Annotated in this window: 22 protein-coding genes; 17 read left to right on the forward strand and 5 right to left on the reverse strand. The window is 40.4% G+C overall.

Going from position 1 to position 25,414, the window contains the following annotated elements:
• The first annotated feature begins 15 nt into the window (after nucleotides 1-15).
• The 6 genes from C7Y70_RS05930 (at nucleotide 16) to ruvX (ending at nucleotide 4,503) form a co-directional block, all read left to right on the forward strand.
• Complete coding sequence (locus C7Y70_RS05930; RefSeq protein WP_135473748.1) at nucleotides 16-909, forward strand: hypothetical protein; 894 nt, start codon at nucleotides 16-18, stop codon at nucleotides 907-909.
• A 30-nt stretch (nucleotides 910-939) separates the two neighbouring features.
• Nucleotides 940-1,404, forward strand: coding sequence for a hypothetical protein (locus C7Y70_RS05935; protein WP_135473749.1), 465 nt, complete (start codon nucleotides 940-942; stop codon nucleotides 1,402-1,404).
• A gap of 83 nt (nucleotides 1,405-1,487) precedes the next feature.
• Nucleotides 1,488-2,222 carry a 16S rRNA (uracil(1498)-N(3))-methyltransferase gene (rsmE, locus tag C7Y70_RS05940; protein WP_135473750.1) on the forward strand — a complete coding sequence of 245 codons (735 nt, stop codon included), beginning with the start codon at nucleotides 1,488-1,490 and terminating at the stop codon, nucleotides 2,220-2,222.
• 53 nt (nucleotides 2,223-2,275) lie between these two features.
• Entirely contained in the window at nucleotides 2,276-3,229 is a 954-nt protein-coding gene (gene gshB / locus C7Y70_RS05945) for a glutathione synthase (protein ID WP_135473751.1), read from the forward strand.
• A 234-nt stretch (nucleotides 3,230-3,463) separates the two neighbouring features.
• Nucleotides 3,464-4,021: a YqgE/AlgH family protein gene (locus C7Y70_RS05950; RefSeq protein WP_099296271.1), complete on the forward strand. Its 558-nt coding sequence runs from the start codon at nucleotides 3,464-3,466 to the stop codon at nucleotides 4,019-4,021.
• Between the two features lie 35 nt (nucleotides 4,022-4,056).
• Nucleotides 4,057-4,503: a Holliday junction resolvase RuvX gene (ruvX, locus tag C7Y70_RS05955; protein WP_099296270.1), complete on the forward strand. Its 447-nt coding sequence runs from the start codon at nucleotides 4,057-4,059 to the stop codon at nucleotides 4,501-4,503.
• Here ruvX and C7Y70_RS05960 read toward each other — a convergent pair.
• Genes C7Y70_RS05960 through C7Y70_RS05970 form a run of 3 tightly spaced genes read right to left on the reverse strand, consistent with a single transcriptional unit; the run spans nucleotide 4,466 to nucleotide 7,577 of the window.
• On the reverse strand, nucleotides 4,466-5,377 hold the full coding sequence (locus tag C7Y70_RS05960) for a hypothetical protein (protein ID WP_237114022.1): 912 nt from the start codon (nucleotides 5,375-5,377) through the stop codon (nucleotides 4,466-4,468). The genes ruvX and C7Y70_RS05960 overlap by 38 nt on opposite strands.
• A 4-nt stretch (nucleotides 5,378-5,381) precedes the next feature.
• Nucleotides 5,382-6,509, reverse strand: coding sequence for a PilT/PilU family type 4a pilus ATPase (locus C7Y70_RS05965; RefSeq protein WP_099296269.1), 1,128 nt, complete (start codon nucleotides 6,507-6,509; stop codon nucleotides 5,382-5,384).
• Nucleotides 6,510-6,536: 27 nt separating this feature from the next.
• Nucleotides 6,537-7,577: a type IV pilus twitching motility protein PilT gene (locus C7Y70_RS05970; RefSeq protein ID WP_099296268.1), complete on the reverse strand. Its 1,041-nt coding sequence runs from the start codon at nucleotides 7,575-7,577 to the stop codon at nucleotides 6,537-6,539.
• Nucleotides 7,578-7,579: 2 nt separating this feature from the next.
• On the opposite strand from C7Y70_RS05970, the gene C7Y70_RS05975 reads away from it, so the two are divergent.
• From C7Y70_RS05975 to C7Y70_RS06015, 9 genes are all read left to right on the forward strand, one after another.
• On the forward strand, nucleotides 7,580-8,293 hold the full coding sequence (locus tag C7Y70_RS05975; RefSeq protein WP_135473752.1) for a YggS family pyridoxal phosphate-dependent enzyme: 714 nt from the start codon (nucleotides 7,580-7,582) through the stop codon (nucleotides 8,291-8,293).
• Between the two features lie 15 nt (nucleotides 8,294-8,308).
• A complete protein-coding gene (gene proC / locus C7Y70_RS05980) occupies nucleotides 8,309-9,130 on the forward strand; it encodes a pyrroline-5-carboxylate reductase (RefSeq protein ID WP_135473753.1) in 822 nt (273 codons plus the stop codon).
• A gap of 298 nt (nucleotides 9,131-9,428) precedes the next feature.
• The gene (locus C7Y70_RS05985) at nucleotides 9,429-9,962 is read left to right on the forward strand and encodes a YggT family protein (protein ID WP_099296265.1); all 534 of its coding nucleotides are present in this window, start codon (nucleotides 9,429-9,431) and stop codon (nucleotides 9,960-9,962) included.
• A gap of 49 nt (nucleotides 9,963-10,011) precedes the next feature.
• Entirely contained in the window at nucleotides 10,012-10,455 is a 444-nt protein-coding gene (locus tag C7Y70_RS05990; RefSeq protein WP_135473754.1) for a DUF4426 domain-containing protein, read from the forward strand.
• A gap of 3 nt (nucleotides 10,456-10,458) precedes the next feature.
• Nucleotides 10,459-11,058, forward strand: a complete 600-nt coding sequence (locus C7Y70_RS05995; RefSeq protein ID WP_135473755.1) for an XTP/dITP diphosphatase — start codon at nucleotides 10,459-10,461, stop codon at nucleotides 11,056-11,058.
• Nucleotides 11,055-12,191, forward strand: coding sequence for a radical SAM family heme chaperone HemW (gene hemW / locus C7Y70_RS06000; protein ID WP_135473756.1), 1,137 nt, complete (start codon nucleotides 11,055-11,057; stop codon nucleotides 12,189-12,191). The genes C7Y70_RS05995 and hemW overlap by 4 nt, the downstream gene beginning before the upstream one ends.
• A gap of 82 nt (nucleotides 12,192-12,273) precedes the next feature.
• Nucleotides 12,274-14,106 carry a DUF885 domain-containing protein gene (locus C7Y70_RS06005; RefSeq protein ID WP_135473757.1) on the forward strand — a complete coding sequence of 611 codons (1,833 nt, stop codon included), beginning with the start codon at nucleotides 12,274-12,276 and terminating at the stop codon, nucleotides 14,104-14,106.
• A gap of 325 nt (nucleotides 14,107-14,431) precedes the next feature.
• Nucleotides 14,432-15,127, forward strand: a complete 696-nt coding sequence (locus tag C7Y70_RS06010; RefSeq protein WP_135473758.1) for a hypothetical protein — start codon at nucleotides 14,432-14,434, stop codon at nucleotides 15,125-15,127.
• A 14-nt stretch (nucleotides 15,128-15,141) separates the two neighbouring features.
• Nucleotides 15,142-16,398: an oligosaccharide flippase family protein gene (locus C7Y70_RS06015; RefSeq protein WP_167850795.1), complete on the forward strand. Its 1,257-nt coding sequence runs from the start codon at nucleotides 15,142-15,144 to the stop codon at nucleotides 16,396-16,398.
• Here C7Y70_RS06015 and C7Y70_RS06020 read toward each other — a convergent pair.
• Nucleotides 16,383-17,099 carry an SIMPL domain-containing protein gene (locus C7Y70_RS06020; protein WP_135473760.1) on the reverse strand — a complete coding sequence of 239 codons (717 nt, stop codon included), beginning with the start codon at nucleotides 17,097-17,099 and terminating at the stop codon, nucleotides 16,383-16,385. The two genes, C7Y70_RS06015 and C7Y70_RS06020, sit on opposite strands and share 16 nt — an antisense overlap.
• Before the next feature lie 116 nt (nucleotides 17,100-17,215).
• On the opposite strand from C7Y70_RS06020, the gene C7Y70_RS06025 reads away from it, so the two are divergent.
• Both C7Y70_RS06025 and C7Y70_RS06030 read left to right on the forward strand, forming a co-directional pair.
• Entirely contained in the window at nucleotides 17,216-19,894 is a 2,679-nt protein-coding gene (locus tag C7Y70_RS06025; protein ID WP_135473761.1) for a bifunctional acetate--CoA ligase family protein/GNAT family N-acetyltransferase, read from the forward strand.
• A gap of 26 nt (nucleotides 19,895-19,920) precedes the next feature.
• Nucleotides 19,921-20,868, forward strand: coding sequence for an ion transporter (locus C7Y70_RS06030; RefSeq protein WP_135473762.1), 948 nt, complete (start codon nucleotides 19,921-19,923; stop codon nucleotides 20,866-20,868).
• A 77-nt stretch (nucleotides 20,869-20,945) separates the two neighbouring features.
• Here the strand turns inward: C7Y70_RS06030 and C7Y70_RS06035 are convergent, their stop codons facing one another.
• Complete coding sequence (locus C7Y70_RS06035) at nucleotides 20,946-25,400, reverse strand: EAL domain-containing protein (RefSeq protein WP_245321391.1); 4,455 nt, start codon at nucleotides 25,398-25,400, stop codon at nucleotides 20,946-20,948.
• Nucleotides 25,401-25,414 lie beyond the last annotated feature (14 nt).

Below are 25,414 nucleotides of genomic sequence, written 5' to 3' on the forward strand. Positions count from 1 at the left end.
CCAATTAGGTTAACCATGTCATATTTGTCTTTATCTAACACTAGTTTAGTGGCTATTGCTATTTGTTTTACAGTTATTTGTATCGCAGTCTTTAGTTTGCGTGGATTAAACCACTTAAAGGCAAAACAAGCTTTAAAAGAAGAGCTTGCGCAGCATGATAACTTTGCAATGGGGATCAGTTTTGCCTCAGAGATTACTGTAGTCATTGCAACCATTGCCTATTTATTTGATGAAATAAGCCTTAGCGCCGCACAATCGAACCCATTAAAAATTATGATTCTAATCGTGCTGTTGTTCGCGTTTATTAAAGTTGGTCACCTAATTCATCGAAAATGGATTTTGTACCGTTTTAACGAAGAAGCCGCTATTTTAAAACAAAATGTATGTGCAGCCATGGTTGATTCTGGCATGTTAATAGCTAACTGCATAATTTCATTAGGATTATATAATTGGTCCCACACCCAAGGGTTTAGTAGTTTATTGATTGCTTTTGTTAGCTTCTTTTTACTACAAGGTTTTTTTGCCTTAGACAGCAAAATACGAGAATACCGTTTTGCAAAAGCAAACCAAGGTGCTTCATTACAAAGCAACTTTAACCTAGAAAATACCTCTATTGGCATTCGTTATGCGGGAAAATCAATAGGCCTCGCATTAGCAATGTACGCTGGTTTAGCCAGCGCTACCTTCCACAATGGTAAAATGGTCGAAAACTTATTCACATTAGCTTTACATTGCGGCTCGATGTGGTTATTACTGTATATATTAACGTCCATCATCAAGTACATCTCTTTACCTAATATTGATACTGCGCTTGAGATTGATCATCAAGATAACATTGGGATAGCCTGCATTGAGTTTGCAGTTTTTTGCGCTATAGGCTATTTACTAATAAGTATGTTTTCAATTTAATTATTGAAAATACCCAAAATGCGGGGCCTTATGCCGTTTCAAGTAAGTAACTTTTTATTGATTGATAATGACAGTGAGTTTAGTAGACGATTTACTGAGCACTATTTTGGCGCCTCAAAAAACAGCACACTAGTATCAGCGGGTGCAAATACTCGCCAATTAGTTAGGCTGATGTTTGATCAACTTATCAAAGATTATTGTTACTGTGACTTCGCGAATGAAATTAGCGTCTCTGAGCTGGCAACCTACTTACATGAGCATCACGAAATTGACGGTGTTTTATTCAACCAAACGGATTATCTTTTAGCTGATGACAATCAACGCTTTATTTATAACTCGCTTCATAGCGTGCGCTTTTTAGTCAGTGAAAGCGAGCAAGGTTTTCAATTTACGCCTGTCGCAGATGAAGCACAAAACAACCACTTATCATGCCAAAGTGACATTGCAGAAACCCCTCAAGATTTAGACGCGTTAAGTGAAAAGCTCAACAGTTAGCTCTGTTCCAGTAACAATAGTATTTGCACCCAAGCCCAGCCTTTCATACCATAGCCATATTAGCTATTTATCTTAAGGTCATCATGCGCGTTCCTCATATTTACCAAGCAAGCGATATTGTTTTATCAACCCCAGTTCAACTTGATGATGATGCTGCAGGCCATATCGGTCGCGTTCTTCGAATGAAAGTTGGTGAGCAAGTTTCTCTATTTAATGGCCAAGGTGGCGAATATTTATGTGAATTGATAGAGGTTGGCAAAAAGTCTGTGGTTGCGATGCCAATTGTATTCAATGACATAGATGTAGAGTCACCACTACGCATTCACCTCGGCCAAGGTATTTCTCGCGGTGATAAAATGGATTTCACCATTCAAAAGTCTGTAGAATTAGGAATTACAGAGATAACACCTATTTTTAGCAAACGATGTGGTGTTAAGTTAACTGCAGAACGCTTAGCCAAAAAGCACCAACAATGGAAAAAAATAGCGATTGCTGCGGCTGAACAGTCTGGCCGAAATCGTATTACAACCATTCACCCCCCGATTGATATCAGTGACTGGCTCCGCCAAAAAAGCGATGAAATAAAATTAACTTTGCACCCAAGAGCAGAGCATTCAATAAAAACAATTACCGTGCCCGATAGCGGTGTGCGCTTTTTAGTCGGCCCTGAAGGCGGTTTTACTGATGAAGAAATTACGCAAACTAAAGAGCAAGAATTTGTCGATATCCGTATTGGACCACGTGTTCTGCGAACTGAAACTGCCGCTTTAACGGTCTTAAGTGCATTACAACTGCAGTTTGGTGACTTAGCGAATTGAAATTACTAAAACTACCCTCATATCAATAACACTTTATTTAGTAAGGTAACAACATGGCGATTAAATTAGGTATCATTTCAGACCCTATTAACGGGTTTAATATTAAAAAAGACACGGGCTTTGCAATGATGATGCAAGCTCAAAGCCGTGGTTACGAAATCTACTACATGGAAATGGATGACCTATCGCTGCGTAAAGGTAAGGCATATGCAACAGCCGCTAAAGCAACTGTATTTGATGATGAAAATCACTGGTACGAGTTAGAACAAAAGAGCACAATTGCATTGGCCGATTTAGACGTCATTTTAATGCGTAAAGATCCGCCATTTGATACCGAATATATTTATGCAACCTATATTCTTGAACGCGCAGAGCTTGAAGGCACGTTAATTATCAACAAACCGCAAAGCTTGCGCGACGCCAACGAAAAGCTATTCACAGCTTGGTTTAGCGAGCACACGCCAGATACTTTGGTGACACGCGATAAAAATCAAATTCGTGAGTTCCTCAAGGAGCATAAAGACATTATTCTCAAACCTTTAGATGGTATGGGTGGCGCATCTATTTTCCGCGTGACTGAAAATGATGCCAATTTTGGCGTGATCTGTGAAACTTTAACAGAGCATGGTACACGCTTTGCGATGGCACAAAACTTTATTCCAGAGATCAAACAAGGTGACAAGCGCGTATTAGTCGTTAATGGTGAAGTTATTCCGTATTGTTTAGCACGCATACCGCAAAATGGTGAAACACGCGGAAATCTAGCTGCAGGAGGGCGCGGTGAAGCTCGTCCTATTAGTGACGCAGACCTTAAGATCGCTCAAGCTGTGGCACCAACACTCAAAGCTAAAGGGCTCGTTTTTGTTGGTTTGGACATAATTGGTGACAAACTTACAGAAATAAATGTTACCGCACCAACGTGTGTAAAAGAAATTGAAGCAGCGTTTGATATTTCTATTACTGGGATTTTATTTGATGCAATTGAAGAAAAATTAGGTCGCAGTTAAACAAACTATGCCATACTTCAATTACTAAAAATGTGAGCTCTGGTGTTAGAGTTATTTCTAACAGCTTAATATTTCATTCTATTTGCTTGTGAATTTAATCCAGAGCTTTCGACATCACAAAAATCTTGATGCACCAAAGCTTTCCTATTTAACTGAAATAAATGCAGCACATGTTAACGTGCTACTTAATTAAAGTGACTCCCCCTGCAATGGGGCAAAATAAGGGGTATCGTTATGCAATCATTAGAAAATCACTTTTTAATCGCAATGCCATCAATGCAAGACCCTTTTTTTAAACGTGCTGTTACATACATTTGTGAGCACAATGAAGATGGGGCTATGGGCTTGGTGATTAACCAACCCATTAATATCACCGTTGGTGACTTACTTGATAAAATTGAGATCGATAACGACAAATCAAATCAATCTGCACAAGTAGCAGTGTACGCCGGTGGACCAGTAAAAACCGACCGCGGATTTGTTTTACACTCACCCAAGCCCGGCTATGCTGCCAGCCAAGAGCTTAGCAGTGACATAATGATTACCACATCTAAAGATGTATTAGCCAGCCTTACAACCACACAAGCACCTGAGCAATTTATAATTACTTTAGGCTATGCAGGATGGGAGCAAGGCCAGCTTGAACAAGAGCTACTAGAAAACTCTTGGCTTATAATCAAAGCAGACCCTGATATTATTTTTAACACTCCCGTGGAAAAACGTTGGGAAAAAGCGGTCGAAACTCTCGGTTTTGACATTGGCCAACTCTGTACTGAGGCTGGACACGCCTAAATGCTCAAGCTTTATTGGATAAAACAGAAGATACAATGACCAAAAGACAACTCAAGCCCAAAGGTGAACGTACTGTGATGGGCTTTGACTTTGGCACAACCAGTATTGGTGTTGCCATTGGCCAAGAATTAACAGGCACTGCATCAAGTCTCAGTGCTGTGAAAGCAAAAGACGGCATTCCAAATTGGGATTTTATAAAGAAACATATTGATGAATGGCAACCCGATTTGCTGGTTGTTGGCTTACCATTAAATATGGATGGCACTAATCAAGAAGTTACTTTTAAAGCTAAAAAGTTTGCAAACCGCCTTCACAACAATTTTGGCCTACCTGTGGAGACTCAGGACGAGCGTTTAACCACGGCAGATGCCAAGGCGCGTTTATTTGAACAAGGTGGCTACAAGCGCTTAGGCAAAGGCAATGTAGATAATATGTCTGCTGTCATTATTTTGGAAAGCTATTTTGAACAAGCTTACGGGTAAGTGGTAAGTTGATAATAACCTGATCGTTAAGCTGTGGTATGAACCCAGCTTGGCGATATGCTTTTTCTATGGCGCCTTTTTCGCGTAAAATTTTCAACCCTTTTTGCAATGCTTTAAAAGCCCGCAAGCCATCAGGGTGTAATTTAGATACAACAAAGTGACGACTGTCATCTAATAACACAAGCATATTAGGGACGGCACTGAGTTTAATTCCCTCAAGTACATACTCATTATTCATTTCAGGCATTAATGGCATCAACATAAAGTCGACCCACTGCATAGACACCATTCTTACTTGACTTAACCACTCATCTTCCCTAATCAACTCTTTAAGAGGTAATTGCGACAGTGTATGCCAATCGGTTCGCCAGCGAGGTGTTGATACACTCGTGAGAGTATTAAAATCAGACAGATTTTTTATATTAAAGACAGCTTTGTTGTCAGGCGAGGCAAAAATACCAGCAAAATACTCCCCTTTACGGATCACCGGATCACTGATAAACACTTCACCATTAAAAGCCTTAGTATCTTCATACCAATAGCTATCAAAGCTGATTAACAGATCTCCTTTTTCCAATAGGCGGGTATTGCGAAAGTTTATTTTTCCAACTTGGTAATCAAAGGTTTTTGTAAATCCACCTAAGTGTAACGCTTGTTGGGCGATAATCATATCGACCACATCACGACGGATAAACTTAGTATTAAAATCTTTAACTTGGATGGGCTCTTTACCACCTAAAAAACGCTTATAGTCATTATAAACATCATCTCGAAGGTAAATAGCAATGGGTTCAGACTGGGAGGCAACAAAAAATGGCGTGCACACGCAATAAAATAAAAAGAAAGTACAAAACCATTTTTTGCCAAACTGCATACGGCTAACCTTTGTTGTCTAAGCCATCAATGGTTACACCTTGTAAAAAGCCAGCTCCTTGCTGTTCATTGTTTCTAAGTTTAATCATCAAACGTAAGTCGTTTGGTGAATCAGCGTGATGAAGCGCATCTGCGTAATTAATACGTTGTTGCTTATAAAGCTCAAACAAAGCCTGATCGAACGTTTGCATGCCCATATCTTTGGCTTTTGCCATGGCTTCTTTAATTCCGCCAATATCTCCTTTTTTAATTAGCTCACCTACAATCGGAGAATTAAGCAAAACTTCAATGGCAGCAACACGGCCATTGCCATCAGAGGTTGGTATCAATTGCTGTGCAATAATTGCTCTTAAATTTAATGATAGATCATATTTGAGTTTGTCGTGTTTTTCTTTTGGTACCAAGTGCATAATGCGGTCAATAGCTTGGTTGGCGTTATTTGCATGCAGCGTTGCTACACAAAGGTGGCCTGTCTCCGCAAAACTAAGTGCATATTCCATAGTCTCTTGTGAGCGAATTTCACCGATTAAAATAACGTCAGGAGCTTGGCGTAATGAGCTTTTTAAAGCAGATTCAAAGCTATCTGTATCAAGACCGACCTCACGTTGAGTAATAATACTCTTACGGTGCTCATGCACAAATTCGATCGGATCTTCTATTGTTAGAATATGTCCCCGCTGATTGCGATTACGATAACCGAGTAGCGCAGCTAGTGACGTTGATTTACCTGTTCCAGTTCCACCAACAAAGAGTACCAACCCCCGCTTAGCCATGATCACATCAGTCAATGTTGAAGGCAGCCCTAGGTCGTTCACGTCCGGTATTTGGGTTACGATACGGCGAATGACCATGCCTGCACGATCGCGCTGCCAAAAAGCTGAAACCCTAAATCGGCCTTCATCCGTCGCAATGGCAAAATTACACTCTTTCGAGTTATGAAACTCTGCTTTTTGTTTTTCGCTCATCGCTGATTCAACAAACGCGAGCGACTCCTCATCAGTAAGTTTATCATCACCTAAGGCGATCAACTCACCATTTATTTTAGCACTGACAGGTAGTTGGCTTGATACAAATAAATCAGACCCTTCCTTATCTATCATCAACTGTAAAAAGTAATTTAGAGAGTGAGACATACTTTTCCTTATTGCATGGGCAAAGGGTTAACCGCCAAAGTTAGCTTTATCTTGCGCTTTAGCGCGTGCTTCAGCGTTGGAAACAACACCATGATTGACAAGATTGATTAAACATTGATCCATGGTTTGCATACCATGAGATGACCCTGTTTGGATTGATGAATACATTTGTGCAATTTTATCCTCTCGGATTAAGTTTCTTATTGCTGGTACGCCTATCATAATCTCGTGTGCTGCAACTCGCCCTCCCCCCACTTTTTTAAGTAAGGTTTGTGATATAACAGCTCTTAATGATTCAGAAAGCATGGATCTCACCATGTCTTTTTCTTCACCTGGGAACACATCGATAATACGGTCAATGGTTTTTGGCGCAGAAGTAGTATGCAAAGTACCAAACACTAAGTGACCGGTTTCAGCTGCAGTCATTGCCAGACGAATGGTTTCTAAGTCACGTAATTCCCCTACCAAAATAACATCAGGGTCTTCACGTAACGAACTTCTCAGTGCATTGGAGAAACTGTGTGTATCGCGATGAACTTCACGTTGGTTGATCAGGGATAGTTTATTGTCGTGGACAAATTCAATTGGATCTTCAATCGTTAAGATGTGGTGGTGCTTATTTTGATTAATATAATCGACCATAGCTGCCAGAGTCGTTGATTTACCCGAGCCCGTTGGTCCCGTGACAAGCACCAAACCTCGAGGGTTATCTGAAATCGTTTTAAATATATCAGGGGCACCCAAGTCGTCTAATGTCAGTACTTCACTTGGGATGGTACGAAATACAGCAGCAGGCCCGCGGTTAGAATTAAAAGCATTAACACGAAAACGCGCTAAATTAGGCACCTCAAAAGAGAAATCAACTTCCAGGTTTTGTTCGTAATCCTTTCGTTGATTATCATTCATAATGTCGTAAACTAAGCTGTTTACATCTTTATCTTCCAGTGCTGGAATGTTTATACGACGCACATCGCCATCGACACGGATCATAGGGGCAACACCTGATGATAAGTGCAGATCCGATGCTTTATGTTGAACACTAAAGGCCAATAATTCGGTAATATCCATTTATGACTCCACAACCAACTGATAATTATATGGTTACAATACCAGAACGACTTAACGCCGCCTATGCAAGAATTGTAAATGCGGCAAAAAAAAGCCACCGTAATGAACACGATATCAGCTTACTTGCGGTATCAAAAACAAAACCTGCTGAATACATTTTAGCCGCTTATCAGCAAGGGCACAGAGAATTTGGTGAATCTTATGTTCAAGAAGCCGTTGATAAAGCCATTCAACTTGAAGAATATAGCGATATAACTTGGCATTTCATCGGCCCTATTCAATCGAATAAAACAGCGTTGGTCGCTAAACATTTTGATTGGGTGCAAAGCATTGAGCGTGAAAAAATTGCTAAACGCTTAAATGATCAACGCCCAGAAAATAGACCACCACTGAACGTATTAATTCAAGTAAATATAAGTTTAGAACCAGCTAAATCGGGCTGTCACCCTGACGAGCTTATGGATTTAGCAGAATATGTTGATGATTGCGCAAATTTAACGTTACGTGGAATCATGGCTATCCCCGCAAAAACTGACGATTTACAGCAACAAACACAATATTTTGAGCAATTAGCGACTTGCTTTGATAGACTTAAGGCCTTATATCCTCAAATAGACACCTTGTCGATGGGTATGAGTGGTGATGTAGAAGCAGCAATTGCTGCAGGCTCGACCATGGTACGGATCGGCACGGATATTTTTGGCCAACGAAGCTAAGGTGATAACTAAAGTATGACAGATAAAACAATTGCGTTCATAGGCACAGGTAATATGAGCTATGCCATTATTGGTGGCATGGTTAAAAATGGGTTTGCAGCATCGAATATCATTGCGACAAACAGAAACCAAGAAAAACTCGCTAAGGTAGCAGCAGACTTCGGGGTTAAAACCACCGCCGACAACAACGCAGCACTGCGTGATGCCGATGTAATTGTGTTATCCGTTAAGCCACAAATGATGGGCGACTTATGCCAATCTTTCCAAGATTCGGGTGTGGACTTTAGTGATAAACTGTTTATCTCTGTTGCAGCAGGCTTAACAGTTAATCGATTACGTGAAATGCTTGGCCAAAAAGTGAAAATGGTCCGCTGTATGCCTAACACCCCTTCTTTACTTGGTCGTGGTGTATCTGGTTTGTTCGGCGCAGATGAAACAGCTGACGAACATGACTTTGTACAACAGGTCTTTGAGTGCACAGGTATTGCGGTTTGGGTTGATCAAGAGTCTGAAATAAACAATATCATTGCCGTAACCGGTTCATCGCCTGCTTACTTCTTTTTATTCATGGAAGCCATCGAAGAAAAAGCAAAAGCCTTAGGCTTTAGTGATGACGACGCGCGCCGTTTAGTGCAACAAACCGCATTAGGTGCCGCAGAAATGGCTTTATCGCAGCCTGATATCAGTATTTCGCAACTGCGTGCCAATGTTACTTCGAAAGGTGGCACAACGCATGCTGCTGTTGAGCACTTAAAAGAGCAAGGTCTAACAGGTACCGTTGCAGATGCAATGGATGCTTGTATTGCTCGCGCAGAACAAATGGAACAAGAACTTTAACCAGGACCTATTGACTTTTTTAGGTTGAATTTACACCAGTTTATTTGGTATTTAGATAAGGCCGCGCCTATGTTGTGTGGTTGTTCATCATAAATAGATGAAACGCAGTATTAATGCCAAACAGACGCTGCCCGAAAGGTTCTGCCTCGGGGCGATTTACTCTTTGTAGCTCGGTTTTTACTTAGTCCACTAAGTTACAAACTTGGCGCCGCGATTGAACCGCCCTTAGCTTGAACAAATTTTAATCCGTGAAGGTCAACTGACCCTAAGCGATAACGCTCATTTTTCGAGGTAAATTATGAATGCCATGCAATTTTTAGTCGGGATTGTATTTGATCTGTTTTTGATGGTGGTGCTGCTTCGCTTTTGGCTCCAAACAGCCAAAGCTGACTTTTACAATCCATTGAGTCAGTTTGTTGTTAAAGCAACCTCATTTGCTGTTAACCCACTACGCAAAATTATTCCCGGTTTTGGTGGCTTAGACTTAGCCTCGCTGTTGTTGGCATTTATTGTTGCGGTGGCAAAAATTTCAACCTTAATGCTTTTGTTTTATGGTGGCTGGGCTGCACAAACGGTTTTCGTATCAGCTTTTGTAACGGTAATAAAAGAAGCACTTAACCTGATGTTTTGGGTCCTAATTATTCGTGCTTTATTAAGCTGGGTAAGCCAAGGTTACAACCCTATCGAGGCTGTTTTCCATCAGTTAACTGAGCCAATGTTGAAACCAATCCGTAGAATAATACCGCCATTGGGTGGCTTTGACCTATCGATAGTTGTACTCATAATTGCTCTGCAATTTGGTCAAATCCTCTTTATGGATTTAATTGGTTAAAACATTTTCATGATTGAGGCCATTAGGCCTCTTTTTTTAAAGGTTAAATATGAAAAAGCTAGTTAGTATTTTATTTTTTGCATTCGCAGGTATCACGTTTAGTGCGCATAGTGAGCAGCAACAAGGTGGCCAATATAAAGAACTTGGGCCTTGGCAAGTGCATTACATTGCATTTCCTTCAACATTTATCCAACCGCAAATAGCGAAAGCGTACGGCTTAGAGCGCAGTGACTACAAAGGTATTGTTAATATTTCGATTTTAAAAAACAATGCCGATAAAACCGCACAAACCGCTATTCTTAGTGGTACAGCTAAAAACTTACTTGGCAATAAACAAACCCTCACGTTTAAAGAAGTGATTGAAGGCGAGTCTATTTACTACCTTGCCCAAGTGAAGTTTACTAATGAAGAGATTTTACGTTTCGATATCGAGATAAAACAGAACAATCAATTTCAAAAGTTACAGTTTCAACAAAAATTTTATGTAGATTAAATCATGACAAAAACCTTAGTTTTAGCCACAGGTAACCAAGGAAAGGTTAAAGAACTAGCACAGATGCTCAGCCCACTCGATATTAACGTAGTCCCGCAAAGTGACTTTAACGTTTCTAGCGTGCCAGAAACCGGCACGACGTTTGTTGAAAATGCCATAATTAAAGCCCGTCATGCAGCAAAAGTAACCGGATTACCCGCTATTGCTGATGATTCAGGTTTAGAAGTAGATGCACTAAACGGTGCTCCGGGCGTATATTCTGCTCGCTTCGCCGGGGACGATGCCACTGACCAAGACAATATCGACAAGCTTTTAATTGAGTTAGGTGATAACCCTATTCGTAGCGCTCGCTTTTGGTGTGTATTGGTACTAATGCGCCATAGCGATGACCCTACACCTCTTATTTGCAGTGCAAGTTGGGAAGGTCAAATAACACAAGCCCAAGATGGTCAAGGTGGCTTTGGCTACGACCCCATTTTTTATGTCTTTGAACTTGATTGTACCAGCGCACAACTAACCAAAGAGCAAAAAAATGCCATCAGTCACCGTGGCCAAGCATTAAACTCTCTATTATCAGAGCTTAAACTTAAAGGCGGCCTGTGAAATTACCCCCTTTAAGTTTATACGTGCACGTACCTTGGTGCGTGCAAAAGTGCCCATATTGTGACTTTAATAGCCATGGCCAAAAAGGTGATATTCCTGAAACAGAATATGTTCAGCATTTAATTGACGATCTGAAGACCGATTTGCATTTAGTGCAGGGGCGTAAAATTCATTCTATCTTTATCGGCGGTGGCACACCCAGCTTACTAACGGGTAACGCGTATGTGAGCTTATTAAATGCTGTTGACTCGTTAATTGGTTTAGCAGACAACTGTGAAATCACCTTAGAAGCAAACCCGGGTACCGTTGAAACAGGCCGCTTTAAAGAATACGTCGCGGCAGGAATTAATCGTATCTCGATTGGTGTGCAAAGCATGCAAAACGACAAGCTCAAAGCGCTGGGTCGAATTCATGGTGCTGATGAAGCCGTTTATGCTGCACAGCAAGCCCATGAAGCTGGTTTAAATAGTTTTAACCTCGACCTTATGCATGGCCTTCCAGGACAATCCTTAGACGATGCGCTTAGCGACTTAAAAAAAGTCATTGCATTAAATCCTCCCCACATATCATGGTATCAATTGACTATTGAAGCCAATACCCAATTTGCTTCAAAACCCCCCACTCTTCCACCTGACGACACATTGTGGGATATCCAAGAGCAGGGCCAAGCTTTACTAGCTGATGCAGGTTACCAACAATATGAAATTTCAGGCTATGCAAAACCGGGTTATCAATGCCAACATAACTTGAATTATTGGCGCTTTGGCGACTATTTAGGAATAGGCTGCGGCGCACATGGTAAAGTTACTGATACAGCCTCAGGGAAAATCACACGTACGATGAAAGTAAAACATCCACGTGGCTACATGGACTTGGCAAAACCTTATTTATTTAAGCAGTGGACGGTTGAAAAAGACGACTTACCTTTTGAATACTTTATGAATCGTTTTAGACTTTTCGAAGCCTGCCCTAAAAGTGATTTACATGCACTTACAAATTTATCGCTACAAAGTCAGTCGCAAGCCTTGAACAAAGCGATAAATAAGGGCTTACTTATTGATATGGACAACCACTGGCAAATAAGCCAAAAAGGTCACCGTTTTTTAAATGACCTGCTAGAATTGTTTGTGTAGTGGCGAGCGTAGAGCTTGTCGCCTCATACTAATAATAATTAATTTATAACCTTTATTGGTTTCTAACAACAAAAGGGAAAACATGCGTAAACTTACCTTTATCGCTGCCGCAGTGAGTATTGCACTGCTAGGTGGCTGCCAGCAAATGACTGAGCAAAAAAGCACTCAAACAGTTCAAGTGCAACCTGTTCAAAGCGAAATTGACAAAGCCAATGCGTTTTTTGAAGATACATTTAACCGTGATGTGATGAGCAGTCCTATTTATCAAACCTACATGGGTATCAAAAAAGATTACGATAAATGGGATGATGGCAGCGAAGAAAAAGCACTTAAAGATCTTCAGCAAACTAAAGACGACTTAGTAGCATTAAATGCGATTAACCGTGACCTACTCGATGAAAATACGAAAGTAAGCTACGACCTTAAAAAACAAGACCTTGAAAACAGCATCGCTGATTTTAAGTGGCGCTACCATAATTACCCAGTGAACCAAATGTTTGGTGTTCACTCGATGATCCCTGCGTTTATGATAAACCAGCATCAAGTGTCTGACTTATCAGATGCTAAAGCGTATATCTCGCGCCTGAACGGCGTAACAACCGTTATCGATCAGTTAATTAAAGATTTAGAAACACGCGCTGACAAAGGCATTATTGCGCCTAAGTTTGTGTTTCCACATGTGATTGACTCAAGCAAAAATATCATTGTTGGCGCGCCATTTGAAAAAGGCGAAGATTCGACGTTACTTGCTGACTTTAAGCGTAAAGTAGACGCACTAGAAATCGATCAAGCAGAGAAAGATAGCCTGATCAGCGATGCTGAAGCAGCACTTAAGTCAGCTATAAAGCCATCTTACTCTAAGCTTATTAATTACTTAGCGCAGCTTGAAAAACGTGCTGACGACCGCGATGGTGCATGGAAATTCCCTGATGGTGAAGCGTTCTACAACAACGCATTAGCACGTACAACAACGACTGACCTAACAGCAAAAGAAATCCACACTATAGGCCTAGCTGAAGTGTCTCGTATTCATGATGAAATGCGTGAAATCAAAGACAAAGTCGGTTTTAAAGGTGATTTAAAAGCGTTTATGCAGTTTATGAAAACTGACAAACAATTTTATTACCCGAATACAGCTGAAGGTAAGCAACGCTACCTTGATGAAGCAACGGCAATGATAGATAACATGAAGACGCGTTTAGACGAGCTTTTCATTGTTAAGCCAAAAGCTGATTTAAAAGTAAAAGCAGTTGAAGCATTCCGTGAAAAAGCTGCAGGTAAAGCATTCTATCAGCAACCTGCACCAGATGGTTCACGCCCTGGTATCTACTACGCAAACCTCTATGATATGGAAGCAATGCCAACGTACCAAATGGAAGCACTTGCTTATCATGAAGGTATGCCTGGCCATCACATGCAAATAGCTATTTCACAAGAGCTAGAGGGTGTGCCTAAATTCCGTAAATTCGGTGGCTACACAGCGTACATTGAAGGCTGGGGTTTATACTCTGAATTAGTACCAAAAGAAATGGGCCTGTATGAAGACCCATATTCAGATTTCGGCCGTCTTGCTATGGAACTATGGCGTGCATGTCGATTAGTTGTAGATACCGGTATCCACGAAATGAAGTGGACTCGCCAACAAGGTATCGACTATTACGTGAATAACACACCAAACGCGACCTCAGATGGCGTAAAAATGGTTGAACGTCACGTTGTAATGCCTTCACAAGCAACGGCCTACAAAGTAGGTATGCTTAAGATTTTAGAGCTACGTGAAGCTGCGAAAGTGAAACTTGGTGACAAGTTTGATATTCGTGAATTCCATGACGTTGTACTAAAAAATGGTGCAGTACCATTAAACGTACTAGAAACATTTGTTGACCAATGGGTTGCAAGTAAATTAGCTGCTTAACAACACCTGTATACGTATATTAAAGGCCGCAATTGCGGCCTTTTTGCTGTTTGTAAACCCCGCTAACCTGTACTTTGGATAATAAATCTATCTCCAGCGGCTACTTTCAACATTAACTGCGTTGAATTTACTTGCAATAGACCAGCTATTGACGCGCAAATTCGCCTTGTTATCGCTAAAAGTTTCCGGCTGGAGACTAATGAATATATTTGTGATTTAATATCAATACATTAGTATATCTCTTAACCAGAATTCAGGTTAGTTAACAGCTTGACCTGTAAATGGTTTCAGCTAGGATAGAATAAACGATAATGAGGGAATACCAATGGATACATGTATAAAACAACTAACACACCAGTTACAGCACCACCAGCTACAAGCTGTTGTGGATGACTTCCCTACATTATCGTCACAGCAACAGAGCATGCAACTGGTACATTTATACCAAAGTGCACAACGGATGGATGTTAAGTACAGCTATTTGCAAAATGTAGCGACCCGAATACTTACAGAGCATCCATTTCCTAAAGATTTGATTAGTGAATTTAAAAGCACTGATTTATTAAGTTTCTTCACCCCGGGGCTTAAATTTAACAATGGCTTTGCGCTGCAAAATGAGCAAAAAAACAATGTGATTCACACATTATTTAGCCACTGTGCAACTAATAAACTTCCCTTTAATTATGTTCGTTCATTATTGTTATTTGAAAGCAATGAAAGCCTCTTACTCGCACTTACACAAGCAAATAATGCAGGATTAACGCCTGTTGCATGTTACATCACGTGCAATGTTGAACAAGCCAGTTTACCTAAGCACGAATTTTCCGCACTGCTCGCGCTAATGGAAGCGCAGTTTAAACAGCATGAAGACATCAATACGGCTGCATTTTTAAAGGCGCTGATCATGCTAAAAAACACTCTAAAAAGTCAAAGCCTTAATGAGTACACAGTACTATTGGCAAGCGCTTACCTGCGTTGTAAGACAGAAAAAATTGAAAACTACTTACAACAACACGCTTAATGGCTAACAGTGTAATGTATAAACATTTCTTCTCGTTGAGTGCCTTTACTGCTCTGAATCATTTTAGCCGCATTATACTGACTTTATTTTTAGCGCGATTAATATCAACAGAACAATTTGGTACTTTTGCGGCATTGCTGGCCTTATGTGAAATTTTACTACTACCAGCAAGCATGGGGTTTTCATCATCTTTAATGCGTTTGAGCCACCCTCTTTTTAAAAATCAGCAACATGATTTACTTCAAGGTTTAAAACATACTTACCTAGCTGCATCATGCTTATTCGGCGTATTATTTGTTGCCTGCGTAGTGACTGTTTTTACGCATATATCACCCCATCAAAGTGCCAAAGAGCATGTATTCTATTTATTATTAATTGTTCCAATTGGTGCTGTAATGCAAAGCCAAGCAGCATTTTTAATTGCCTTAAATAAAACTAAAATTGGGTTGTTAACTCAGCAATGCCTGTTTGAATTGCTCACTACGGCTTATTGTTTACTTGTTGTATTATTTTTTAAAGAACTGTCACTTGAAGTGATATGCCAACTACTTGTTGCCGCTTTACTCTGTGTTGTTGTTTATCAATACTGGTTAATAAAACCGCTTCTTTTAGCTACACCTGCAAGCTATAAAACTAAAAGCTGGTGTAAATACTCGCTAATTATGCTTGCAAGTGGGGCTGGCACTGTAATAGTAGCAAAATTAGACGTGCTTTTAGTGCATCATTGGTTTGGTGCCACTGGAGTGAGCGTATTTTTTCCTGCAATTGTGATCGTAGGCTTATTAACCATTCTTGCCAATGCAGCAAGCCAATACTTAAAACCTATTTTACTTAGTGAACAAGCTAACGATCAGCAGATAGTTGAACTTATGAGGTTATTATGGCGAGTAAATACTATTGCAATAATTTTCTTATTACTGCTGGCTCACCCTCTACTTTATTTGTACGGTGAAAAGCAGCTTGAAGAAGGCCATCATTTATTAATTATTTTACTCATTGGTCAATTGCTATTACCCGCCAGAGTATTGGCAAGTAATATTATAAAGCTCAGGGGTAATCCTCTGCATAACCTATATATTTTATTAGCAGCAACCAGTATCACACTGCTCTTGGCGAGCTGGCTTAAAAACGATTACGGTATTACCGGTGTTGCTGTTGCATTTAGTATCGGTTTTGCATTAGGCGCACTAAGTAGAATCAGCTTAGTGCTGTTTAAAATGAATACGCCTGTTGCCCTTTTACTCGGTAACAATATTCAATCTGACAAGTAGTATTCTACACTCGTCACGACACGCACTTTTTTAAGTTGTGGCGTATTTGAATCTCTGTTCGAAATACTAAACTGCCCCTGACGTGCTGTTTTTATTTTACCCAGCTGAGATTGTGAATCTTTAGCAAACTTGATTGCCACCTCACGCGCTTTTTCTGTTGCTTCTTGCACCATCGCAGGTTTTACATCATTAAGCCCCGTAAACAAATACTCAATACGGGTTTCGTAACTATCTTGAACTATGGCAATGCCCTGCTTGGCTAATTGGCTTACTTTTGCTAAAGCATTTTGTACTTTTGAGGGCTGCGATGAATAAACTGTAATATTGGCACGGGCTATGTATCTAAACTGTTGGTTTTCAACGCCATATTCCCGCGCTTGTTTATCTACAATAGATTGAGCCCCACGACTTATTTCGTTGTCATCAAAACCATGTAATTTTAAAAATGCGATAACGGCATCATTTTTTTGTTCAATTCGCTCAACTAGCTTTTCAAGGTCGTTATCCGCATCACTAAATTGTAATGGCCATATCACTGTATCAGCCTCAACCTCCATCTCTGCAAGGCCTTTAACCGTGACTGTACGCTCCATGCTTTTTACATCGATTGCCGCACTTTTTAAAATAACCCCTAACCCTAGAAGACCAATTACAAATGCAACGGCTGCAATGGCAACATGAGTGCTTTGTGTTTTAATCATTTATAACTCCTTGATATAGATCGCGAAAAATAGCACTAAAACGTGTTTCATTAAAATTTAAATGCTAGAGTTTATGTGATTAACCTTAACCGCCACTTTACAGCAAAGGAAAAGCCATGAGTGTTAAGCGCATTAGCCAATTTTTTAACCCTACCTCAGTCGCCGTGATTGGGGCATCAAATAATGCATCCCGTGCAGGCTTTATAGTGATGCGTAATTTGCTCCAGGGTGGGTTTAAAGGTCCCATAATGCCTGTCAGCCCGACACACAAAGCCGTGCATGGTGTATTGGCCTACCCCTCTATCACTAAATTACCCATGGTGCCTGATCTGGCAGTTATTTGTACCAACAAACACACAGTAACAGACATTATAGTTGAGCTGGGTGAGTTCGGTTGCAAAAACGCCGTAGTCATTGCAGCAGGAATGAGTATAGAACAAAAAGAGTCGCTGAAAACTGCGGCTAAAGCAGCCAATGTATCACTGCTTGGACCCAATTGTTTAGGATTGCTTATTCCACACATAGGCCTTAATGCGAGCTTTTCCCACACGGTCACTTCACCGGGTAAAATTGCCTTCATTTCCCAATCTGCAGCTGTTTGTTCAACAATTTTAGATTGGGCAAAAAATAAAGAGATTGGTTTTTCGTACTTTGTATCTGTGGGAGACTGTTTAGATATCGACTTTGCTGAGCTATTGGACTTTCTGGGTCGAGACGCAAAAACCAAAGCGATATTACTGTACATAGATAACATAGAGAATATCAGAAGCTTTATTTCAGCTGCGCGTGCAGCTGCATTTAGTAAACCAGTCATTGCAATTAAAACAGGTAAAACGGCCGCTGGCGCACTCGCTGCTGAAATTCATACTGGTGGAAAACAAAGCTCAGACGCCGTTTATGATGCGTTATTTCAACGGGCTGGTATGTTAAGGGTAAGTGATTTAACAGAGCTTTTTGCAGCAACTCAAACGCTTGCAATGCACCCTAAACTACTACAAATAGAACAACTCACCATTTTAACAAATGGCGGCGGGCCTGGAGTAATGGCGGTTGATAGCTTATTACAAAGCTCAGGGAAGCTTACTCAGCTAAGCGAAGAAACTCGCGCAGCACTTAATAAAGTCATTCCGCAATCAGATATGACCTCTAACCCTGTTGATATTTTTGGCGACTCTTCTCCCGCCCGCTATAAGCAAGCACTTGAAATTTTATTGCACGCAAAAGAAGTTAAAAACCTTTTAATTATTCATACTCCTTCGGCGATTGCCCCAAGCGAAGAATACGCACAAATTATCGCACAAACCTTAAATACATTACCTAAAATGGCACGGCCCTATGTTATCACCAACTTTATGGGCGAAGATGCTGCTTACCCAGCTAGAAAACTGTGTAGCACTCACGCAATTCCCACATACCGAACCCCTGAAGGCGCGGTAAGGGCATATATGCACCTTGTTATTTACCGACGAAATCAAAAGCACCTAACGCAAACCCCGGAGTCAAATACCGACAATGCGAAAATAAATAAAAGCGCTGCGAAAGAGTTAGTGCATCAATTTTTAGCCGACCAACAAAGTTACTTATCTACCCATCAATCAAGCCAAATCCTTGCTCACTATGGTATTGAGTGCATTCAAACTGAAGTCGCTTACACGCCAACAGAAGCAAAAGAACAGGCTATCGATTTAGGCTTTCCGGTTGCCTTAAAGCTGATCAGTCCAAGCATTCCTTCTAAATCAGAAGTCGGGGGAGTAGTACTAAACCTTAATGATGCACAAGAAGTTGAACAGACCGCTTTTGCTATGTTATTGCGAATTAAAAACACTTACCCTGATGCTATTATTGAAGGCTATTCATTGCAAAAAATGGCACCACGTGCGGGTGCTAATGAACTACGTATTGCGGTAAAAACTGAACCTAATTTTGGCCCTGTTATACTCCTTGGAGAAGCCGGCACAGGGCTTGAGTTTGCTCAGGCTGCTGTTGCGCTGCCACCATTGAACATGAATTTAGCAAAATACTTAATTGCTGCCGCACATGATAAAGGCGTACTGAAAGATCGTATTTTGCCTGAAAAAGTTGATAAGTACCGCCTGTGTGCTTTACTTACGCGAATATCACAACTGGTCATTGACCAGCCCGATATTACTTCGGTTGAGTTAAACCCTATTTTAGCGAGTAATGGACAGTTTTTGGTACTTGATGCCACCATTACACTGAGCCACTACCAAGTACAATCGAATCGTAAGCGCTTATCTATCCGCCCTTACCCAATTGAGCTGGTTAAAAATGTCACGTTAAAAAACGATACAAAGGCAGTGCTACGCCCTATAAAACCAGAAGATGAGCAAGCACATCAGGCATTTGATCAATCCCTAAGCAAAGAAGATCGTTACAAACGCTTTTTTGGTGAATTGCCACAGTTTAACCATGATCAACTAGCAAAAATGACACAAATTGATTATGACCGTGAAATGGCTTTTATCATCACACAAGAACAAGCAGGCCAAAACCTGACTTTAGGTGTATCGCGAGTATTAATGGATCCTGATAAAATTAGAGCCGAATTTGCGATTGTCGTGCGCTCAAACTGCCAAGGGTTAGGGCTAGGCGGTATGTTAATGCAAGCCGCAATTGAGCATTGCAAGAGCCAAGGAGTGCAAGTTATTGAAGGAATCACGCTGCCTGAAAATACCGGTATGATAGAGCTTGCTCGTAAGCTTGGCTTTAAAATCAGTCGTGATTTTGAAGAAGGTAGTATCAATATGGTACTTGAATTAAATACACAGCAGTAACTAAATAGATACACACGGAACTTAATTTGACTACTTTACGTAAACGCACAGCGCTATTTTTTGAAGGTAATGGGGCATACCGTAAGGCGGGGCATTACATTGATATATTTCTCATATCGCTAATTATGATTAATGTAATTGCCATTGTACTTGAATCCGTTGACAGTTTGGCTCAACAATATAAACATGAGTTTTTACTACTTGAGCTAATCTCTGTGAGTATTTTTGCTATCGAGTATTTACTTCGCCTTTGGTCATGCGTCGAGCGTGCTCAGTACAAAACTCTAGAATGTGGTAATTTCCAACGCCGTTTAAAATATTTACTCTCTCCTTTAGCCTTAATTGATCTCGTAGCAATCCTCCCCTCTCTTTTAATGATGTTTATCACCTTTGATTTACGTTTTTTAAGAGTGCTCAGACTGCTACGTGTTTTTAAGCTCACCCGTTATTCGCGTGCTATGCAGCTACTCTTGCAATCATTTCGTGATGAAAGCAGCTCGCTTTTAGCTGCATTTTTTATCATGTCGGTGGTGCTTATTTTAGCATCATGTGGAATATACCTGATAGAGCACGACATTCAGCCTGATAAATTTGGTTCAATACCAGCAGCGATGTGGTGGGCAATGGCCACGTTAACAACGGTAGGCTACGGTGATGTTGTTCCAGTCACTCCTTTGGGTCGCTTTTTTGGTGGCATGATCACTTTAGTAAGCATGGGCATGGTCGCTATTCCAACAGGGTTACTTGCCTCTAGCTTTTCTGAGCAATTACGAAAGCGCCGTTTAGATTTTAGTGATGCTGTGCACGAGAACCTTCATGACGGTAAGCTCGACGATGAGCAACTTGAATACTTAGAAACCCTACGCATTAAACTGGGGTTGAGTAAACAAGAGGCTAATAAAGTCATAAAAGAACAACTCAATGTGCGAAACCAACACTTATATTGTCGTCAATGTGGCGCAAGACAAGATTGACCCTAATGAACGCATAATATGTACACAAAAGTCAGCAAGTGAATAAAAGTGCTGTGAGTGTTTTTCAAATAGTAGATTTAGCTTTTATCTAATATACCGCCCCAGTCTTTATTCAGTAATGCTGCAACATCATCACCTGGAATAGGTTTACTAAACAGGTAGCCTTGGAACATATTACAGCCAAGTGCACGTAAAAAGTCTAACTGCTGTTTTGTCTCTACCCCTTCAGCAACACATTGCTTACCTAAGCTTTTTGCCAATGCCATGGTAGATTCAATAATCGCCTCATCGCCGTTATCTATTCCAATGTCTGTCACGAAACTACGGTCGATTTTTAGCACATCAATGGGAAAGCGTTTTAGATAAGTGAGTGACGCATACCCAGTGCCAAAATCATCCATATATAAACGACACCCGATGTCTTTTAATTTAAGCATGCTCTTTAACGCATCTTCTGAGTCATCCATTAATACCGACTCTGTTATTTCAAACACTACGGTATCAGGCTTAATATTTGCGCTTTTTAGGGCTGCGTTAATCTCATCCACAAGTCCTTTATATTCAAAGTCGAGTGCGGATAAATTAATCGATACGTATAAATCTGGGTTAATCAACTGCCATTGTTTTAATTCAATAAGTGCCCGAGATAATGTTTGTAACATAATCTTCGTTATCAAGCCTATGCTTTCAGCCACCAGCGCAAATTCTTGCGTTTCATACACCTCATTATCAGGCCAACGCAATAGTACCTCTAACCCTTCAACCTGCTGCTTGTTAGCATTTACGATAGGCTGATAATGATTGCAAAACTCGTGCTCTTTATAGGCTTTATTTAATTGTGATTCTAAATGTAATGCTCTTTGAACATGTACATTCATCTCCTGCTTATAAAATTGGTAGCTTCCTTCCGCGCTTTTTTTTGCATGATAAAGTGCAACATCACTGGCTTTAAGTAAACTTTTACTACAGTTAGCATCATCTGGGTAGATAGCAACACCAATACTTAAGCTAACATTCACAACTTGCTCGTTAATTAATATACCATCGTTGACGCTATTCATAATCTTAGCGCATAACAAAACCACTTCTTCAACATGCTCTATATCTTCGACTAAGAGCATAAATTCATCACCATTGAAGCGGGCTATACTGTCATTATTGCGCAATCTCGACTTAATGCGTTGCGCCACTAATTTAATTATAGTGTCTGCTGCCTCATGGCCTAAAGAGTCATTAAAATGCTTAAATCTCTTAATATTAACATTAAGAACGGCAACTTTTCTTTGGTGTGATTGAGCTTGCTCAAGAGCATGCTCTACGCGGTCATTAAAAAGTGTTTTATTAGGTAATCCAGTAAGGCCGTCATAGTTTGCTAACAAGAACAATTCATTTTCGGCCAGCTTTTGGGCATGTATGTCGGTTAAGATCACAACATAACTCTCAATGCGATTATCATTACCCGCCACTGCGCTTATTTTAATTAATACATGACGTAACTCGCCACTTGCTAACCTTACCGTATCCTCAGCACTGTAATGCTCACCGACGTGTTGATCTTTCATTATCCGTATGTAGTTCATTCGCTCTGAACGGCTCATACCTAAATGTAAACTTCGGCTAGAGTTAAAATCAGTAGGAAAATCGAAGGCACTTTGTAATGCTTGATTCGTTGCTAAAATGCGCAGGTTCTTATCTAAAATAAATACCCAATCGCGGGTTTGCTCAAACGCAGCACCAAATAAGCGCGCATGCTCTTCAAAAACAAGTTCTCTTGTCATATTGGTATAAGTACCAGCCACCTTCTCAGGAGTACCACTTTGCCACGCCACTACTTTGCCAAAATCTTTATACCAGCGCCAGTTTCCAGCCTTGTGACGAAGCCGATACGTGCAGTTGAAGTAGCCTTTTTCAGTTGATAAGAACTCTAGCCACTCTAACCTAAATTTTTGTTTATCTTGTGGGTGAATTTTAGCTAAATACTCATCTAAATTAACTGTGTCAAACTCATAGCCTAGTTCGTTTTTCAATCTCGGTTGATAGATAGTGGGGTTCGATGATTGCCAATCCCATACGCCTGAGTGGCTTCCCTCTAGTGCTAGTTTTAACCTAGCCTCACTTTCTTGGCTTTCCCTATGAGCGGCCATCAATATATGCTGAATACGATTTCTACGCATCACCCAGCCTGCAATAATCGCGAAAAAAGAAATAGCATAGAGAGCCATAAACAGTGGCGACCGCCATAATGGGTATTTAACTTCAATATCTAATGTGGCGGGGCGAGTAAAATCACCTGTTAATGGGTCTTTAGCCCAAATTTTTAGTTGGTAATTACCGGGGTTTAATTTTGGAAACAATACGCGGTTGTTGTTACGGGTATAAGACTTTTGCCCATCTGAGAGTTGGTATTCATACACAATTCGTTCTTGATAATTAAACGCCATAGCAGAAAACGCAATTTCTAATCCTATGTCATCGTGCTCTAACGTAACCTTTTTAATGGGCTGCTTTAAATCGACAGATAATTCACGTGACATAATGTCAATACTAGTCACATTAACACGATCAATTAAGCCATGTTTTGGACTATTGTCGTCAGGAAAAAAATATGTGATGCCTTTTAAAGTGCCATATACAATTTGCCCCGTTTTTAATCGGGTAAATGCGCCACTATTAAATTCGGTAGAAACGACCCCTTCAGACGCTGTAAACTGTTGAAAGTGTTTATTCTCAGGGTTCAAACGCCATATACCTTTATGGCTACTCATCCAAATCATACCTGATTCATCAAGCACCATATCGTACAACAAAGTACCCAATTGGTTTTTATCTAAATCAATTGTGTATAAAAGCTTGTAATTACTAGCATCAAGGGCTATCAAACCAAAGTTTGAAAGCGAAATCCACAGTACATTATTTTTATCAACAATATAGGACATCACATTAACAGCTACATTTTCATGCTGCTCGGGAACCGTATATATTTTTGAAAGCGCGTACGTTTGAGGGTCTACATGGTACAAAACGCCTGCATTATAAAATAAAGGAGAGTCTGGCTTGGTAGATAGTGGTGGTAAAAAGCCATACGCTAAAAATGGTTCAAAATTCTCAAACTCACCTTTTAAAGGTGTAATAAGCTGACTCTCCACATTGTACATAAATACCCCGTGTTCAGGGTGTACATAAAACAACTCACCATTGGGCATAAGTACTGTCCCATGCACCCAACCTTGGATCAAGTGTTGTTGGCTGGGATCGTTTGTTTTGGCAGGTAAAATTTCATAACTATTGGGGTCAAAACTGAAGACTCCGCGGTTAGTGTGTAACCAGAGCTTATCTTTGTGCGCTTTTATTTTGTAAACGCTAAATTCAGTTGTAAATAAATCGACTTGATAATCTTTTAAAAACACCTCACTTTGCATCGTCGTTAAATCTACAGCAGTCAAACCGTTATGGGTAGCCAACCAAACACGCTCGCCATACTCAGCAATGCCCCAAATGGATGGGTGCGACAATCCATCACCTTTGATTTTGCTGGCGTCTAAGTTTTCAAAGGTATAGCTATCAAATGGCAAGTAAAAGGCACCATCACTTTTGGTTGCTACCCACATGGAGCCGTTTTCATTTTTTACAATATCAATGATACTGGTGTCGGATAAGGCGTAATTACTTTGTTGAATACGGTTATTCTTTTCAAGTTCACCGGTCTTTGCATTATATTTAAATAGCCCTTTATCTGTGCCTAGATCATACATACCTTGGTGGCTAATGATTTTCCAAATATTCAGGTTTGGCAATAATGTTCTATTTTTAAACGGGGTGTCTGGGCGCTCAAACATGCCTGGTAAGTCACTAATATCTACTTCATATAAACCGCGAACAGCTCCTACTAACAGTTTATTATTCTCAGCTAAAGCAAATGACTTAACGTAATTTTGATAAATATGATCAGGCTCGGCACTTAGGTGCTCCAAAGAACGGTATTGACCTGTACTGATTTTGTAAACGTAGGCACCATCACTTGTTGCGATGAAAATATAATCTTGGTAATGAAATAAATCACGAATGACGGTACTGCGAGTTCGTTCAGGCAGTTCAAATATCGTTTCAATCTTGCTTGTTGCTAAGTCTAATCGGGCAAAGTCCCAACCACGCCCTATCCATAACGATTTATCATCGGTGGCGAGCATACTGAAAACGGATTGGCTTAAAAACTGCTCCTCACTGACAGGCTTTGATAAAAACTGCTGATAACTATCGGTGACTGGATCATAACGAAATAATCCAGCTAATAAAGAGGCAATCCAAATATAGCCGTCAGGGTCTTGGTAAATACGATCAATAATGACTTCGTCCAGCTCACCATTAGGGCCCGCAATATGAATAACTTGGTAGCCATCATATCGATTCAATCCCCCTTCTGTCGCCAGCCAAAGGTATCCATTATTGTCTATCAGCATTTTGCTTACGTAGCTTTGTGATAACCCTTCACTCGGCGATAAACGTTTTACTTTAGCGCCCACATCAAAGGCCATTCCAACGCCAATAG

Source organism: Pseudoalteromonas sp. KS88 (assembly GCF_004766475.1).
Lineage (GTDB): Bacteria > Pseudomonadota > Gammaproteobacteria > Enterobacterales > Alteromonadaceae > Pseudoalteromonas.

What these genes read in the sequence shown, in the direction of transcription:
- C7Y70_RS06015 (WP_167850795.1), top strand. Translation starts at nt 15,142, where the DNA reads ATGTATAAACATTTCTTCTCGTTGAGTGCCTTTACTGCTCTGAATCAT.
- C7Y70_RS05985 (WP_099296265.1), top strand. Translation starts at nt 9,429, where the DNA reads ATGAATGCCATGCAATTTTTAGTCGGGATTGTATTTGATCTGTTTTTG.
- C7Y70_RS05950 (WP_099296271.1), top strand. Translation starts at nt 3,464, where the DNA reads ATGCAATCATTAGAAAATCACTTTTTAATCGCAATGCCATCAATGCAA.
- C7Y70_RS06025 (WP_135473761.1), top strand. Translation starts at nt 17,216, where the DNA reads ATGAGTGTTAAGCGCATTAGCCAATTTTTTAACCCTACCTCAGTCGCC.
- C7Y70_RS06020 (WP_135473760.1), bottom strand. Translation starts at nt 17,099, where the DNA reads ATGATTAAAACACAAAGCACTCATGTTGCCATTGCAGCCGTTGCATTT.
- C7Y70_RS05930 (WP_135473748.1), top strand. Translation starts at nt 16, where the DNA reads ATGTCATATTTGTCTTTATCTAACACTAGTTTAGTGGCTATTGCTATT.
- C7Y70_RS06010 (WP_135473758.1), top strand. Translation starts at nt 14,432, where the DNA reads ATGGATACATGTATAAAACAACTAACACACCAGTTACAGCACCACCAG.
- C7Y70_RS05960 (WP_237114022.1), bottom strand. Translation starts at nt 5,377, where the DNA reads ATGCAGTTTGGCAAAAAATGGTTTTGTACTTTCTTTTTATTTTATTGC.
- C7Y70_RS05935 (WP_135473749.1), top strand. Translation starts at nt 940, where the DNA reads ATGCCGTTTCAAGTAAGTAACTTTTTATTGATTGATAATGACAGTGAG.
- C7Y70_RS05970 (WP_099296268.1), bottom strand. Translation starts at nt 7,577, where the DNA reads ATGGATATTACCGAATTATTGGCCTTTAGTGTTCAACATAAAGCATCG.
- gshB (WP_135473751.1), top strand. Translation starts at nt 2,276, where the DNA reads ATGGCGATTAAATTAGGTATCATTTCAGACCCTATTAACGGGTTTAAT.
- ruvX (WP_099296270.1), top strand. Translation starts at nt 4,057, where the DNA reads ATGACCAAAAGACAACTCAAGCCCAAAGGTGAACGTACTGTGATGGGC.
- C7Y70_RS06005 (WP_135473757.1), top strand. Translation starts at nt 12,274, where the DNA reads ATGCGTAAACTTACCTTTATCGCTGCCGCAGTGAGTATTGCACTGCTA.
- C7Y70_RS05990 (WP_135473754.1), top strand. Translation starts at nt 10,012, where the DNA reads ATGAAAAAGCTAGTTAGTATTTTATTTTTTGCATTCGCAGGTATCACG.
- C7Y70_RS05975 (WP_135473752.1), top strand. Translation starts at nt 7,580, where the DNA reads ATGACTCCACAACCAACTGATAATTATATGGTTACAATACCAGAACGA.
- C7Y70_RS06035 (WP_245321391.1), bottom strand. Translation starts at nt 25,400, where the DNA reads ATGGCCTTTGATGTGGGCGCTAAAGTAAAACGTTTATCGCCGAGTGAA.
- proC (WP_135473753.1), top strand. Translation starts at nt 8,309, where the DNA reads ATGACAGATAAAACAATTGCGTTCATAGGCACAGGTAATATGAGCTAT.
- rsmE (WP_135473750.1), top strand. Translation starts at nt 1,488, where the DNA reads ATGCGCGTTCCTCATATTTACCAAGCAAGCGATATTGTTTTATCAACC.
- C7Y70_RS05965 (WP_099296269.1), bottom strand. Translation starts at nt 6,509, where the DNA reads ATGTCTCACTCTCTAAATTACTTTTTACAGTTGATGATAGATAAGGAA.
- C7Y70_RS05995 (WP_135473755.1), top strand. Translation starts at nt 10,459, where the DNA reads ATGACAAAAACCTTAGTTTTAGCCACAGGTAACCAAGGAAAGGTTAAA.